Raw genomic sequence first — 14272 nt, forward strand, 5'->3', positions numbered from 1 at the left:
TGTTCGAATGTGGCGTGTGGTGTAGGCCAGTACGGGAAACTCGCCGGAAAAGCGGGGGCGCTCGAACGTAGGCTTGGGTGTATGACCACGACGGGGGAAGACCACACCGCGGCCGGGACGGGGGACAGTGCCGGGCCGTGGTGGTGGGAGCGGTGGCGGAGCGCCGCCCTCGACGGCGGGCTGGCGCTGGTGTCGGCCGTCGAGTGTTCGATCGAGGGTGTCGAGTTCGCCCGGAACGCCGCGTTGCCGGAGGCCGTGGGGGTCGTCTTCGGGGCGCTGGCCGGGTCCGTGCTGCTGGTGCGGCGGATGTGGCCGGTGGCCGTGGTGCTGGTCTTCATCGCCGTCGCGCCCGCTCAGATGGGGTATCTGATGGGGCTCGTCGGGCTGTACACGCTGGCGGCGTCGGAGGCGCCGAGGCGGATCATCGGGGCGTTGTCGGGGATGGCGTTCGCCGGTGTGTTCATCGTGTGGTTCGTGGAGGCGACGCGGAGCAATCTGCAGGGGGACGGGGCGGTCGGCGGCGGGGACGCGTTCGCCGTGTTCCTGGCGTCCACGATGGCGATCGGGCTGACCGCGCCGCCGGTGCTGCTGGGGCTGTATGTCGGGGCGCGGCGGCGGTTGATGGAGAGTCTGCGGGAGCGGGCGGATTCGTTGGAGCGGGAGCTGCAGCTGCTGGCGGAGCGGGCGGAGGAGCGGGCGGAGTGGGCTCGGGGGGAGGAGCGGACCCGGATCGCGCGGGAGATGCATGACGTCGTGGCGCATCGGGTGTCGTTGATGGTGGTGCACGCGGCGGCTCTTCAGGCGGTGGCGCGGAAGGATCCGGAGAAGGCCGTGCGGAACGCGGCGCTGGTGGGGGACATGGGGCGTCAGGCGTTGACCGAGTTGCGGGAGATGCTCGGGGTGTTGCGGTCGGGGGAGGGGTTCTCGTCGATGGCGGCGGTGCGGCCGGGGTCCGCGTCGGCATCGGCGTCGGTGCCGGTTCCGTTGGCGGCGGTGGGGGCGGCGGCTGCGGCGGCGGCTTCGCGGGCCGAGGACGAGGCGGCGGAGGGGCCTTGTCTGGCCGAGCTGGAGGTGTTGGTGGGGCAGTCGGCGGCCGCGGGGATGGTTGTGGAGTTGTCGGTGGAGGGGGAGGTGCGGGTGTATGCGGCCGAGGTGGAGCAGACGGCGTACCGGGTGGTGCAGGAGGCGTTGACGAACGTCCACAAGCATGCGGCGGGGGCGAAGACGCGGGTGCGGTTGGCGCATCGGGCGGCGGAGATCGCGATGCAGGTGGAGAACGGGCCGCCGCCGGAGCCGGGGGCGGCGGGGGCCGCGCGGTTGCCCAGCGGGGGGAACGGGTTGCTCGGGATGAAGGAGCGGGTGGCCGAGCTGGGGGGTGTTTTCGTGTCCGGGCCCACGGATGCCGGGGGGTTTCGGGTGTCCGCGGTGATTCCGGCGACGTAGGGGGCGTGTGGCGCCGGGGTGGCTGCCGGTGCCCCTGCTGTCGGCTTCGGGTGCTCCTGCTGGCGGCTGCGGGTGCGCGCTCCCGGCTTTGTGCGAGCGGGGAGTTCAGCCTGCTGTGAGGCGGGTCGGGGATGTGCCGGTCATGAGGGTGGTGAGGGCTGTGTCGATGGTGGCGCCGAGGTACCAGTCGCCGGTGTGGTCGAGGGCGTAGGTGCGGCCCTCGGTGTCGATGGCGATGAGGGCGCGGGTGGCGGTTTCGTGGCCGAGGGGGCAGACCTCGGTGTCGAGGGCGCGGCCGAGGTCGCCGAGGGTGCGGGCCATGTGGAGGCCGTGCAGCGGGTCGAGGTGGAGGTCGGCGGGGGCGAGTCGGCGGCCGGGTCCTTGGGCGGTGAGGCGGAGTCCGCCGAATTCGGCCCAGGCTTCGACCGCGGCGGGGAAGACCGCGTGGCGGTGGCCGGCGGGGGAGGTGTGCTCGCGCAGGGTGTCGGCCCAGATCTCGGCCTGCTTTATGTCCCAGCGGCCCGGTTGCCATCCGGCGGCGCGCAGGGCGGCGTCGACGGGGACGGAGAAGCGCGTGGTGGAGGTGCGGTCTGTGTGCATCTGCCCTTTGTTCGTCGGTGGTGCGTAGGTCGTGCGTAGGTGGTTCGGTGGGTCGTTCGCGGGTGGTTCGGTAGGTCGTTCGTGGGTGTTGTCGGTGGTGGCCGGGCGAGTGCGGGTCGTGTTCTCTGACGTGTTCTTCGGGTGCCCGGGTTCCTAGTTCTCCTGGGTCGGGTCGACGATGCGGACGCCGAAGTGGGCGCTGAGGGCGGCGCAGGAGCGGCAGGGCGTGGCGAACGCGCCGTGCAGGGGGTCGCCGTCCTCGCGGATGTGGCGGGTGGTGAGCTTGGCCTGCTTGAGGACTTTGCGGGCCTCGCCGTTGGACATGGGTCTGCGGGCGGCGCGCTTGCTGCGGGCCGCGTCGGCGCCGGTGATGTGGCGGGAGATGAGGATGGCTTCGGCGCAGCGGCCGGTGAAGCGGTCGCGCCGGTCGGTGGCGAGGGAGTCGAGGAATTCCTGGACCAGGGGGTGCAGGGGCGGGGCCTGGTCGCCGCGGGCGGCGGTGCCGGTGAGGGTCTCGCCGCGTACGGAGAGGGCCGCGGCCACGGTCGGCAGGATGCCGTCGCGGCGGTGGAGGAGGGCGGGGGTGTGTGGCTGTTCCGCGGTGCTCCAGCCGATGCGAGGGTCGCCCGATGGTCCCGCCTGTGTCGCGCTCATGATCGTGATCCCCTCCTATTGCATCCCCCGCCAGGGGACACAGAGTGCCAAACGGCGTGGCCGGTGCGGAAGCTGGGGCAGTACGACACGCCCGTTCTTCGGCGTTGCGTGAGGGTGGTGTGACGGCTGGTCACGGAAGCGGAGGCCCGATGACCGGTGTCGCCGTACCGCATAGGCTGTCGACAACCGCGATCCGTTCGGTCTTGCGATCGAGGGCGGACAGAACGGGCCGTACCAGGGCCTTTTCTGTTGTCGGGGTGCAGTACGACACAGCAACAACGCAGCCAGAACAGGTCTCACAGAACGCCGCAGGGGGCTACCGCCATGACGACAGGTCGGCTCGGGCAGCAAGCCGCGCCGCCGAACGCGGCCTACGCCGGGCAGGTCGTGCAGTTTCCGGACCCGGTCCGGGCGGCGCGTCATCCGAGGGGTGTCCGTGTTGACGCGCACGGCTATCCGGACTTCTCGCCCTACGCGCGTGCCGCGGCGGAGATCGCCGATCCCCCGGAGGGGTTCGGGGTGGACGAGCTGCGGTTGACGGACTACGTGTCCGCGAACGCGGCGTTGGCGGCGTCCGGACACGAATTGTGGGACACGATCCCGCCGGTGGCGACGCCGCACGGCTGGACGTGGCATCACGCGCCGGGTGGGCGGCGGCTGGAGCTGGTGCCGGTCGAGGTGAAGGCGCTGTTGCGGCATCACGGTGGTATCGCGACGGCGCGCGTCGACCAGCACAAGCGCGGTACGCGGCCGTTGCAGGAGACCCGGCCGGCGCATTTCGGGTTGCCGAAGTCGTCGGCGGTCGCGGTGACGGAGACGCAGGTGCAGGGGGTCGAGGAGGACCTCGGGTACCGGTTGCCGGGCGCGTACCGGTCGTTCCTGAAGGCGGCGGGCGGTTGTGCTCCCGTGGGGGCGGCGCTGGACGCGGAGTTGGGGTTGCTGGTCGACCAGCCGTTCTTCACGGTGCGGGACGAGGCGGCGGTCAACGACCTGGTGTATGTCAACAAGTGTCTGCGGGACCATCTCACCAAGGACTATCTGGCCGTGGCGTTCGCGCAGGGCGGGATCCTCGCGGTGAAGGTGAAGGGTGACCGGATCGGGTCGGTCTGGTTCTGCGCGTACGACGACGCCCGTGATGTCGATCCGTCGTGGTCGCCGGCCGCGCGGGTGGAGCGGTTGCTGCTCCCCGCCGGTGAGGACTTCGACGCGTTTCTGTCCCGGCTGGCGGGCAATCCGCCGGAACTGGAGACGGTGGCCAACCTGATGGTGGACGGTGGCTTCGCGCGTGCCGTGCCGGTCGCGGGGGAGTGAGTTTTCGATGGTGACGTTCGCTCAGGCGCAGGAGCGCGCCGAGGAGTGGATCAACGGCGATCTGCCGGGCTATCAGCACCGTGAGGTGCGGGTGCGGGAGTTCGAGCTCGGGTTCGTGGTGTGGGCGGAGGATCGGGCGGACGGTCCGCGTTCCGACGGTGGCGCGCAGCGGCTGGTCATCGCCCGGGACAGTGGGGAGGCCACGCTGTGGCCGTCGCTGCCGGTGGGTGAGGTGATCCGCCGGTTCGAGGAGGAGTACGGCCGTACGGAGGCGGCTCCGGCCGCCGCGCCGGCGCCTCCGGCTCGGGTGGATCTGAATCAGACGTCGTTCCTGCTGACTCCGCCGGAGTGGTTGCAGGACGCGGCGGACCGGATGGGGATTCCGGACCGTCGCGCGGGGGCCGGTGCCGGTGTGTCCGATGGTGCCGGGTCCCGTCCCGCCGCGGCCGGCGGCGCCGATTCCGGCTCCGGTACGGGTGGTTCCGGTGCTTCGGGTGCCAACGGGGTGTCCGGGGGCGGTGGTTCGCTGCCCGAGACGATGGCGGGGCCGGTCGGGCAGTCGCCCTCGGCCGGCCGTGGGGCGCCCGACGCCCCGGCTGACGCCACGCCGTGGCCGGCCGCCGCCTCGGCGGAGGACGAGGTGCGGGACGCCGTGCCGCCGAGGGACGCCGAGCCGCACGACGCGGTGCCCGCGGGGGCGACGCCGTGGGCCGGGACGGACACCAACGCGGAGGCCGAGGACGACCGTTCGGTGCCGCTGCCGGACACCGTGTTCGCGCCCCAGCTGTCCGAGGTGAGCGACGCGGACGACACTCCGCCGCCCAGCGCGCTGCCGGACGCCAAGACGGCGCTGATCTCCGGCGGCAGCCAGCTTCCGCGTACGACGGTGGCGCCGGCCATGGGTGGCCCCGGTCCCGGTCCTGGCGGGGGCGTGCAGGGTGGCCCCGCGCAGCCGTCACAGCAGCTTCCGTCCGGTCCGGGCACCCCGCCGCCGGGAGCCTCGCAGTCGTACGGGTACCCGCAGGGTTCCGGTGGCCCGCAGGGGCCCGGTGCTCTGCAGGGTCCGGGGACCCCGCCGCCCGGGGCGCCGTCGTACGGCTATCCGCAGGGCCCGGGTGGGCCGCAGGGGCCCGGTACGCCGCCTCCGGGATCTTCGCCCGCGCCCCACGCCGGTGACATCGCCGACGCCGCGACGAGCAAGGCCGCGCCGCCGCCGCGTCGGGGTGGTGCGGCCGGTGCGCCGCCGCCTCCGGCTCCGCCCGGGGTCCCGGGGATGCCGGGTGCCCGTCCGGGTGCCACGCCTCCGCCGCAGTCCGGTCCCGGCGCTCCGGGCACCCCGGCGGGCGGGTACGTGCCGACCCAGATGGTCTCCTCCCTCGGGCCGGGTGGCCCGGGTGGTCCGCACGCTCCTGGTGCTCCTGGTGCTCCCGGTGCGCCGAATCCGCCGGGGGGTACGCCCGCCGGTGGTGTGCATCACGCGGCGACGATGCTGGCCGGGCCCGCCGTGGGCGGACCGGGTGCGCCGCTGCCGCCGGGGCCTCCTGGCGCTCCGGGGCAGCCGGGTGGTCCGCACGCCCCTGGTGCTCCTGGTGCCCCGGGTGCTCCCGGTGCGCCGAATCCGCCGGGGGGTACGCCCGCCGGTGGTGTGCATCACGCGGCGACGATGCTGGCCGGGCCCGCCGTGGGCGGACCCGGTGCGCCCGGTGCGCCCGGTGCGCCCGGGGCCCCGCAGCCGCCCGGGCCGCCCGGGATGCCGCCGGGGGCTCCCCACGGGATGCCCGGACAGCCGATGCCCGGTCAGCCGATGCCCGGTCAGCCGGGGCCGCCGATGGGGGCTCCGCCGGCGTACGGCTACCCGCAGCCGCCGGCCGGGCAGCCGACCGTGGGCCCCGGCTACCAGGCGGTCCTGCGCTTCCGGGCGCCGGACGGGTCCGAGCAGCAGGTGATCCGGCGTTCGGCGCCGGGTACGCCGCACCCGGAGTGGCAGATCTTCCACGAGCTGCGCGGGATGAACATCCCGCCGGAGGCCGTGCTGGAGCTGCACACCGAGTTGGAGTCGTGCGAGCTGCCGGGGGCGTACTGCGCGCGGATGATCCGTGAGCAGTGGCCGAACGCGCGCATCACGTCCATCGCCCCGTACGGCAAGGACCACGCGAGCAGGCAGCAGGGTATGGCTCAACTCCTCGCCCATCAGGGTGAGTTGCACCAGGTCGCGGACGGTCCGGCGCGGCCCGCGCCGGTGCGGGCGCCGTTGCCGCCGGTGCAGCCGGCGCCGCCGGTCCCGCCGGAGGCGATCGGGCAGGAGCTGGCGGCGGCGTTCGGGCCGGGGGTGTTCCGGTTCGACCAGCAGGCGGTGTCGCGGCAGGGTGTTCCGCCGATCGTGGCGCACACGCTGGTCGTGGCCGGACTGCCGGTGGACATGGGTCCGTTCTTCTGGGCGCAGGCCCAGCCGGGCCGTCCGGTGCCGACGCTGGCGGAGCTGGCGCAGGAGCGGGGTGTGCAGCCGGCGGCGGACGCGGGCTCGTACCTGGTGATGGGCAGCGATTTCGGCAAGGCGCTCTGTGTGCAGTACGGCACGGCGAACATCGTGGCCGTGCCGGTGGAGGCGGGGCCGGGCGGTGCGCCCGTACCGCCGCAGTTCGTGAACACGGGCCTGCCCGAGTTCGCGCGCTGTCTGGCTCTGCTCGGCCGGATGTGGCGGCTGCGCTTCGGTCTCAACCAGGAGCAGGCGGGCCGCTGGACCGTCGACTTCCAGGCGCAGCTCGCGGCCCTCGACCCGGCGGCGCTCGCCTCGCCGGAGAGCTGGTGGTCGGTGCTGCTGGAGCAGATGTGGGACGGGTTGCTGTGACCCGTCGCGGCTGACCTCCACGTCGGCCGTCCGCCATACGCATGACGCGAGGGCCCGGCCCGGACACGCAGGTGATCCGGGCCGGGCCCTCGCGCGTGTCCGGGGCGGGGGCCCGGCGGGTGTCCGGCCGTCTGCTCCCGTGACCTCGCACGGAGTGTCGCGTTATGAACACTTTGGTCCGATCCATCAAGATGTGGCGCGAAATCATCATTTCGTGTGCGTCCGGCGGAGAGGGCCCAGCATGAGCAGCGCACCGACGGCACCCCATGACTTCGAGTTCGACGTCGTACGGCGTGGCTACCGTCCCGACGAGGTCGACGCCCACGCGGCGGCCCTCTCCAGGGACCGGGACGCCGCGTGGGAGCGGGCCGCCCGGCTGACCGTGCTGGCCCGGGAGATGGGCGCGGACCTCGACCTGCTGCGCGAGACGGTCGCCGGGCTCACCCCGCAGACGTACGAGGCGCTCGGTGGGCGCGCCCGGGAGTTGTTCGAGCTCGGTGTCGAGGAGGCGGCGGCCGTTCGCGAGGGCGGGCGTGAGGACGCGCGGCGGATCGTCGCCGAGGCGGAGGAGGCCGGGCAGCGGCTGCGGGGGGCTGCGCAGGCGTACGCCGACGAGGTGCGGGGCGAGGCCGAGGAGCGGGCCCGGCAGGTGTTGCTGGCGGCCCAGACCGAGGCCGACGAGCTGCGGATCGAGGCCCGGCGGGGGGTGAAGGAGGGGCGGGGCGAGGCGTTGGCCGCGCTGCGGGAGACGCGGGAGCGGGCGGAGGGGATGCTCGCGGAGCTCCAGAAGGAGTACGACGAGCGGGTGGCCGGGATCGAGCGGGAGGCCGCCGAGCGGGAGGCCGCGTTCGATGCGGCGCTGGCCGAACGGGTCGCCCGTGCGGAGGCGGAGCTGCTCGCGGCCGAGCAGGGGCTCGCCGACGCGGAGGCCGATGCGGCGCGGATGCAGGAGGAGGCGGAGGAGCGGGCCGCCGAGGCGTTGGCGGAGGCTCGGCGGCGGGAGGAGTGGGTGGCTCGGGAGACCGAGCGGGTGTTGCGGGAGCACGGGGAGAGGTGGGACGACGTTCGGGCGCACATGGATTGCATCCGGGAGAGTCTGTCCGCGTTGACCGAGTAGGTGCGGGGGTGGGGGGTGAGGGGGCACGGGGGTGCGTTGTCGGGTGCGGGTGGGTGGGGCTTCTCGCGCGGTTCCCCGCGCCCCTGGAAGGCGTTGGTGCCCGGCGGCTTCAGGGTGGCCGGAGGCCCGCTCGTTCCTGAGCGGTGCTCCGGCCGCGGTCGTCAGTCGCCCCTTCTTGTCGCGCCTGCCAGGATCCAGCCCTCCACCGCTTCGTACTGTCTGCGTTGTTCGTCTGCCTTGGCGCGGCCGGAGAGGGTCGTGCCGAGCCAGCCGAAGGCGAAGCCGAGGGGGATGGAGAGCAGGCCCGTGGTGGTGAAGGGGAACCAGTTGAAGTCGGCTCGGGGGAAGGCGGAGTGGGGGGAGCCGGAGACCAGGTTGGTGCCGGTCATGAGGACGAGGACGGAGAGGGTGCCGCCGATGAGGGTGTACATCAGGCCCGTACGGGTGTAGCGGCGCCAGAAGAGGCCGTAGACGAGGGCGGGCGCGATGGCGGAGGCGCCCAGGCAGAAGGAGAGGGTGACCAGGGGCTGGAGGTTGCGGTGCTGGACCATCGTGGCGAGGACGATCGCCGTGACGCCGACCGCGCAGGCCGAGAGCCTGGCGATGGTCATCTCGCGGCGGGGGGTGAGCGGTTCGCGGGCGCGGGCCGCGAAGACGTCGTGGGCGAGGGAGTTGGCGCAGGCGAGGATCATGCCGGCGACGGAGGCGAGCAGCGTCAGGAAGACGGCCGTCGTGACGGTGGTGAAGAGCAGCGTCTCCGCCGTGGACACCTCTGTCCCGAACGCCGCCATCGACCCCAGCAGATAGGCCGTGTTGCCCTGGGGGTCGGCCGCCGCGATCACCTCGCGGCCGATCAGGGCCGTCGCGCCGAAGCCGATCACCGAGATGATCAGGACGAAGAGGGCGACGGAGGGGACCGCCCAGGACAGTGAGCGGCGGACCTGGCGGGCGTTGTTCGCGGTGTACATGCGCATGGTGACGTGCGGGAGGCAGGCGCCGCCGAGGACGACTGTCAACTGGGCGCTGATCATGTCGAGTTCGGGGTACGGGCCGCCCGAGAACTGCAGTCCGGAGTGGAGGTAGCCGGTGCCGATACCGCTCTTCTCCGCCGCCGCGCCGAGCAGCAGGCCGGGGTTCCAGTCGAACTTGTGCAGGATGAGTACGGCGACGAGCGCGCCCGAGCCGAGCAGCATCACGATCTTGAGGATCTGGATGAGGGCGGTGCCCTTCATGCCGCCGATCGCCGCGTAGCCGATCATGAGCGCGCCGACGATCACCACGACGCCGGTCTTCAGACTGTCGCTGGAGAACCCGAGGATGAACGCCAGCAGGTCGCCGGTGCCCGCGAGCTGCACGAGCATCATCGGCATCAGCGCGGCGATCGTGACGACGCAGGCGACGATGCGTACGGACCGGCCGGGCATCCGCCGGGCCAGCGCATCGCCCATCGTGAACCTGCCCGCGTTGCGCAGGGGTTCGGCCAGCAGGAACATCAGCAGCATCAGGGACAGGGCCGTGCTCAGGGCGAGGACGACACCGTCGTAGCCGAAGAGGGCGATCACTCCGCCGGTGCCCAGCACGGTCGCCGCGGAGATGTAGTCGCCGGCGATGGCGAGGCCGTTGCGCATGGGGGAGAGCGAGCCGTAGCCGGTGTAGAACTCGTCGAGGTCGTCCCGGTCGGGGCCCGTCATCACGCACAGCAGGAGCGTGATGGTGGCGACCGCCGTGAAGCCGACGAGGGACATGGCCTGTGCCGACCCGCTGAACTCGGCGAGTCCGCCCGCGGCCGTGGTCGAGGGGGCGTCGGCGGTGAGGGCGGTGGTGGCGGTGACGCTCATCGAACCGTCCCCCGCCTCGCGTCGACCGCCGCGAGGTCGCGGATGCGGTCGGCCAGCGGGTCGACGCGCACGCGCGCGGTGTGCTCGTAGAGCCAGATGGCGAGGCAGGTCACCGGTACCTGGAGGAGGCCGAGCAGCAGGCCCGTGGAGAGTCCGCCGCTGACCTCGCTCGTCATGAACGACGGGGCGAAGGCGGACAGGAGGAGGAACAGCACGAAGTAGCCGAGGGCCGTCAGGGTCGCCACCCGCCGCTGCCAGCGGTACGCGCCGCGCAGCACCCGCAGGTCGCTGTGGTGGCCGAGGGAGGGGTGGCGGGGGGTGGCCGGGTTCGGCCGCGGTTCCGGTTCCCGGGGGGCCCAGGGGTAGGTCTGGTACGAGGGGGACGAGGTGTGCGGTGTGTACGGGGGTTGGTGCGGGGGTGACGAGAACGCGTCGGTCATCCCGTGGTCTCCTTGCGCGGCTCGGGTCCGGGTACGGACCGCAGGGAGGGGGGCGGGCGTGAACGCTACTCGTGGGTTCGGCGGAGCGCGAGCTTTTCGACAAACTGATCGGTCGGTATGCGCTTACTTGGAGGATCTGGCGCTGACCTGGGGTGTTACCCGGATTAACTCAGGTTTTTGAACGAGGGTCAGAAGGGGCTTGTGGAGTTGCTGTGCGCACCGTGTGAGATGTGCCTCACCGATCGCCACTTGGTCAACAAAACGACACTGGTTACCCTCCCCTTCGACCAAGTGCACGACCAAAAATAAAAAAGCGGGGGGAAGAGTGCGACCACACAGTCGCAGTCGAGCCATGCGCGGAGCGATGACCGTCGCTTCCGCGGTGCTCGTGCTGGCCGGCGGCCTACAAGCCGCACCGGCGCAGGCGGCGGGCACGGACAGGGACACGGGGAACACCGGCCGCACGGCCGACGACGGGGCACGGGGCAAGGACTTCTGGGAGGACGACGAGCTGCCGGCCGCCACGGCCGAGGCACGCGCCTCCGCACGGGCCGTCGCGTCCGGAAAGCCCGTCGCCGTCGACGAGTTGACGTCCTCGACCAGCCGGGTCGTCGCCCATCCGGACGGGACCTTCACCGCCGAGACGTCGACCTCGCCCGAACGCGTCCGCAAGGACGGCGCGTGGACGGACATCGACACGACGCTCGTCGCCCGCCCGGACGGCGGCCTGGCGCCGCGCGCCGCCGAGGACATCCGCTTCTCCGGCGGCGGCACCGACGAACCGCTGGCCCGGATGGTGCTGGCGGGCAAGGAGTACGCGGTGTCGTCCCCGTGGGCGCTGCCGGAGCCGGAGGTCGACGGCTCGTCGGCCGTGTACCGGTCGGTGCTCCCCGACGTGGACCTCGCCGTGCAGGCCCACCCGGACGGCTTCACGTACCACCTGGTGGTCCACAGCCGCGAGGCCGCCGCCGACCCGGCCCTGAGGAAGGTGAGCTTCCCCGTCGAGACCGAGGGGCTCTCCGTGCGCACGGACGACACCGGCGCGGCCTCGTTCGTGGACGCCTCGGGGTACGCGGTCGTCTCCAGCGGCTCGGCGCTGATGTGGGACGCGGGCACCGGGGCCGAGCCCTCGGCGGACACCGCGGTGAAGAAGGCCTCGTCGGTCCGGTCGGCATCGTTGTCGGGCTCCGCCGCCGAGGACGGCGCCCACTCCCTCGGCGCCGCCGCCGTCGCCGACTCCCTCAGCGCCGACGCCACCTCGCGTACGGCCGTCATGGACACGGCGGTCACCGACGACACCCTGACCGTCGTCCCGGACCAGGACTTCCTGACCGACCGGGACACCACCTACCCGGTGGTCATCGACCCGCCCGCGGTCAAGGCGACCCTGACGGGCTGGACCGCGCTGTGGTCGGACTCGCCGGGCACCAGCTTCTGGAAGACCAAGCACGCCCTCGGCGTGGGCTACGACGCGTACGTGGACAACAAGAAGTCCCGCTCGCTGTTCCAGTTCGACACCCGCAGGGTGGCCGGCAAGAAGATCCTCAACGCCACCTTCACGGCGTACGCGATCTGGTCGGCGAACTGCGACAAGCGCGACGTCAACCTGTACCGCACGAGCCAGATCTCCTCGTCCACCACCTGGAACTCGCAGGACAGGTCGCTCAAGTGGCACGCGAAGGTCGACACGGTCTCCGCCGCCAAGGGCCACTCCGTGGACTGCAAGGACGGTGACATCGAGTTCGACGCCACCGCCGCCGTCGCGCACACCGCGAAGGCGAAGGACACGCTGACCACGCTCGGTCTGCGGGCCGACGAGGGCGACCCGATCGCCTGGAAGCAGTTCATGTCGCCGCTGGACCCGGAGGCCACGTCCGCACGCAAGCCCCGGCTGTCCATCACCTACGTCACCCCGCCGGACAGCAAGCCGTCCTCGGTGAAGATGTCCGACCCGAAGATCGCCTGCTCGGCCTCCACGGCACCCGCGCAGATCCGGGACGCCACGCCCCGGCTGACCGCGACGCCCACGTCGAGCGACGCCTCCAACGCCTCGCTGCGCCCCCACTTCGAGCTCTACAGGGGCGGCGCGACCACGGCGACCTCGCTGAAGCCGACCACCTGGACGGACAGCGGCACGGCCGGCACCTCCGTCACCGCGACCCTGGACGAGAAGGTCACGTACAAGTTCCGGGCCCGCACCGAGTACAAGTACACCTGGAAGGGCGACACCCACTCCCTCTACGGGCCGTGGTCGGGCTACTGCTACTTCACGGTGGACTCCAAGGGCCCGCTGCTGCCGAAGGTCTCCTCGACCGTCTACAAGGAGTGCGCGGGCACCAGTTGTGACGCCGCCGACCCGGAGCAGGGCAGCGTCGGTATGACCGCCGGCTTCAAGGTGGAGGGCGGCGCCGGCGACGTCCGCCGCTACGACTGGTGGCTCAACGGCGTGAAGCTCGGCAGCAAGTCGTTCACCGCCAACACCCCCGCGTACGAGATCGAGGCCGCGCCCGACAAGCGGCTCACCAACACCCTGCGCGTGCAGACCTACGACGGGGCGGGCAACGCCAGCCCGCACGCCGACTACCAGTTCCGGGTGGCCAAGGGCTCCGACCCGGTCGCGAGCTGGAAGTTCGACGAGGGCAGCGGTACGACCGCCGCGGACTCCTCCGGCAACAACCGCACGCTCACCCTGACGTCGACGACCTGGACGGACAAGGCCCGCCTCGGCGGCGCTCTGCGCACCGCCAACGTCAGCGGACAGGGCGGTGTCACCGCCTCCACCGTGCTCGACACCACCAACAGCTTCGCCGTCGGCGGCTGGGTGCGGCTGACCTCCAAGGACCACATCTCCACCGTCGCCACCCAGAGCGGCACCCGCGCGGGCGCCTTCCAGCTGTACTTCTCGCAGTCGCTGGACCGCTGGGTCTTCAACCGGTACGCCACCGACGCCGACGCGCCGACGATCGTGCGCGCCCAGTCCAAGAAGCCGCCCGTGGTGGGCGCGTGGACCCATGTGATGGGCGTCTACGACCACAACAAGAAGCAGATCCGGCTCTACGTCAACGGACAGCTCCAGGCGGCCACCGAGTTCACCACCCCCTGGGCCGCCAAGGGCACCTTCGAGGTCGGCCGGATGAAGGCGAGCGGCCGTTACTCGTCGTGGTTCGAGGGCGACCTCGACCACATCCAGGTCTGGAACCGGGTGGTCTTCGACAACGAGATGGGCGCGATCGCCAACGCCGAGAACCCGGCCACCGGGCAGACACAGCCCGCGCTGCTCGCCAACTGGGGCTTCGACGAGACCTCCGGCACCGTCGCCGTCGACGCCACCGGCCGGGGTCACGGCCTGACCCTCGAACAGGGCGCGGCCTTCGGCACCACCGACGACCCCGCCCACGGCAGTGTCCTGGAGCTCGACGCCGCCCAGTACTCCCGGGCCACCTCGCCCGTCTCCCTGGACGAGTCCGGCAGCTACACCCTGGCCGGCTGGGTCGACCTGGCCGCCCAGTCGCGGCTGGAGAACACCACCATCGCCCACTCGCCGACCGTCTTCTCCCACCCGGGCGCCGAACGGAACTCCTTCCGCCTCTGGTACCGGCAGCCGGAGGGCCAGAGCGTCGGCGACTGGAACTTCGGGCGCTACGAGACGGACGTCCTGCTCGGCCCGGCCGCCACGGTCACCTCCGACGAGGTCAACGCGCCCGGCGGCTGGGTGCACGTCGTCGCCGTCTTCGACTCGGTGAACAGCTCCATCAAGCTGTACGTCTCCGGACAGCGGCAGGGCGACGAGGACGGTGTGCCCAGCGAGGACACCTACCAGCCCGCCGGGCCCCTGATGGTCGGCGGTTCGCGCCGCCACGACAACGGCGAATGGGGCAACCCGCTGCCCGGCCGCCTCGACGACCTGCGTGTCTACGCCGGAGTGCTGTCCGACGCGGAGATCACACAGCTGGCGACGGTGGACGAGCCGCCGGTGCCGATCGAGTAGCCGACCACCTCCTTCCTCTTCCAGCGGTGTGCC

At 72.3% G+C, this 14272-nt stretch carries 9 protein-coding genes; 5 read left to right on the forward strand and 4 right to left on the reverse strand.

Translation table 11 applies throughout. The features are described from left to right. The first annotated feature begins 81 nt into the window (after positions 1 to 81). Positions 82 to 1443 carry a sensor histidine kinase gene (locus tag K1J60_RS26090; RefSeq protein WP_220648309.1) on the forward strand — a complete coding sequence of 454 codons (1362 nt, stop codon included), beginning with the start codon at positions 82 to 84 and terminating at the stop codon, positions 1441 to 1443. 105 nt (positions 1444 to 1548) lie between these two features. Here K1J60_RS26090 and K1J60_RS26095 read toward each other — a convergent pair whose 3' ends face one another. Next, positions 1549 to 2043 carry an SUKH-3 domain-containing protein gene (locus tag K1J60_RS26095; RefSeq protein WP_220648310.1) on the reverse strand — a complete coding sequence of 165 codons (495 nt, stop codon included), beginning with the start codon at positions 2041 to 2043 and terminating at the stop codon, positions 1549 to 1551. A gap of 153 nt (positions 2044 to 2196) precedes the next feature. Then, entirely contained in the window at positions 2197 to 2697 is a 501-nt protein-coding gene (locus K1J60_RS26100) for a YwqJ-related putative deaminase (protein ID WP_220648311.1), read from the reverse strand. A 324-nt stretch (positions 2698 to 3021) separates the two neighbouring features. On the opposite strand from K1J60_RS26100, the gene K1J60_RS26105 reads away from it, so the two are divergent. From K1J60_RS26105 to K1J60_RS26115, 3 genes are all read left to right on the forward strand, one after another. Beyond that, positions 3022 to 4008, forward strand: a complete 987-nt coding sequence (locus K1J60_RS26105; RefSeq protein ID WP_220648312.1) for an SMI1/KNR4 family protein — start codon at positions 3022 to 3024, stop codon at positions 4006 to 4008. A 7-nt stretch (positions 4009 to 4015) separates the two neighbouring features. After that, a complete protein-coding gene (locus K1J60_RS26110) occupies positions 4016 to 6856 on the forward strand; it encodes an SUKH-4 family immunity protein (RefSeq protein WP_220648313.1) in 2841 nt (946 codons plus the stop codon). 241 nt (positions 6857 to 7097) lie between these two features. Continuing rightward, on the forward strand, positions 7098 to 7973 hold the full coding sequence (locus K1J60_RS26115) for a cellulose-binding protein (protein WP_220648314.1): 876 nt from the start codon (positions 7098 to 7100) through the stop codon (positions 7971 to 7973). A gap of 161 nt (positions 7974 to 8134) precedes the next feature. Here K1J60_RS26115 and K1J60_RS26120 read toward each other — a convergent pair whose 3' ends face one another. Both K1J60_RS26120 and K1J60_RS26125 read right to left on the reverse strand, forming a co-directional pair. Then, positions 8135 to 9718, reverse strand: coding sequence for a sodium/solute symporter (locus K1J60_RS26120; RefSeq protein ID WP_220651704.1), 1584 nt, complete (start codon positions 9716 to 9718; stop codon positions 8135 to 8137). Positions 9719 to 9807: 89 nt separating this feature from the next. After that, positions 9808 to 10251, reverse strand: a complete 444-nt coding sequence (locus tag K1J60_RS26125) for a DUF485 domain-containing protein (RefSeq protein WP_220648315.1) — start codon at positions 10249 to 10251, stop codon at positions 9808 to 9810. A 364-nt stretch (positions 10252 to 10615) separates the two neighbouring features. Between K1J60_RS26125 and K1J60_RS26130 the strand changes: the two genes are divergently transcribed. Next, positions 10616 to 14239, forward strand: a complete 3624-nt coding sequence (locus K1J60_RS26130; protein WP_259407921.1) for a LamG-like jellyroll fold domain-containing protein — start codon at positions 10616 to 10618, stop codon at positions 14237 to 14239. Positions 14240 to 14272: the final 33 nt, after the last annotated feature.

Source organism: Streptomyces akebiae, assembly GCF_019599145.1.
GTDB classification, from domain to species: domain Bacteria; phylum Actinomycetota; class Actinomycetes; order Streptomycetales; family Streptomycetaceae; genus Streptomyces; species Streptomyces akebiae.

Excerpts from the sequence above, each read along its gene's own strand:
- K1J60_RS26115 (WP_220648314.1), top strand. The coding sequence starts at position 7,098 with ATGAGCAGCGCACCGACGGCACCCCATGACTTCGAGTTCGACGTCGTA.
- K1J60_RS26105 (WP_220648312.1), top strand. The coding sequence starts at position 3,022 with ATGACGACAGGTCGGCTCGGGCAGCAAGCCGCGCCGCCGAACGCGGCC.
- K1J60_RS26100 (WP_220648311.1), bottom strand. The coding sequence starts at position 2,697 with ATGAGCGCGACACAGGCGGGACCATCGGGCGACCCTCGCATCGGCTGG.
- K1J60_RS26130 (WP_259407921.1), top strand. The coding sequence starts at position 10,616 with ATGACCGTCGCTTCCGCGGTGCTCGTGCTGGCCGGCGGCCTACAAGCC.
- K1J60_RS26110 (WP_220648313.1), top strand. The coding sequence starts at position 4,016 with ATGGTGACGTTCGCTCAGGCGCAGGAGCGCGCCGAGGAGTGGATCAAC.
- K1J60_RS26095 (WP_220648310.1), bottom strand. The coding sequence starts at position 2,043 with ATGCACACAGACCGCACCTCCACCACGCGCTTCTCCGTCCCCGTCGAC.
- K1J60_RS26120 (WP_220651704.1), bottom strand. The coding sequence starts at position 9,718 with ATGTCCCTCGTCGGCTTCACGGCGGTCGCCACCATCACGCTCCTGCTG.
- K1J60_RS26090 (WP_220648309.1), top strand. The coding sequence starts at position 82 with ATGACCACGACGGGGGAAGACCACACCGCGGCCGGGACGGGGGACAGT.
- K1J60_RS26125 (WP_220648315.1), bottom strand. The coding sequence starts at position 10,251 with ATGACCGACGCGTTCTCGTCACCCCCGCACCAACCCCCGTACACACCG.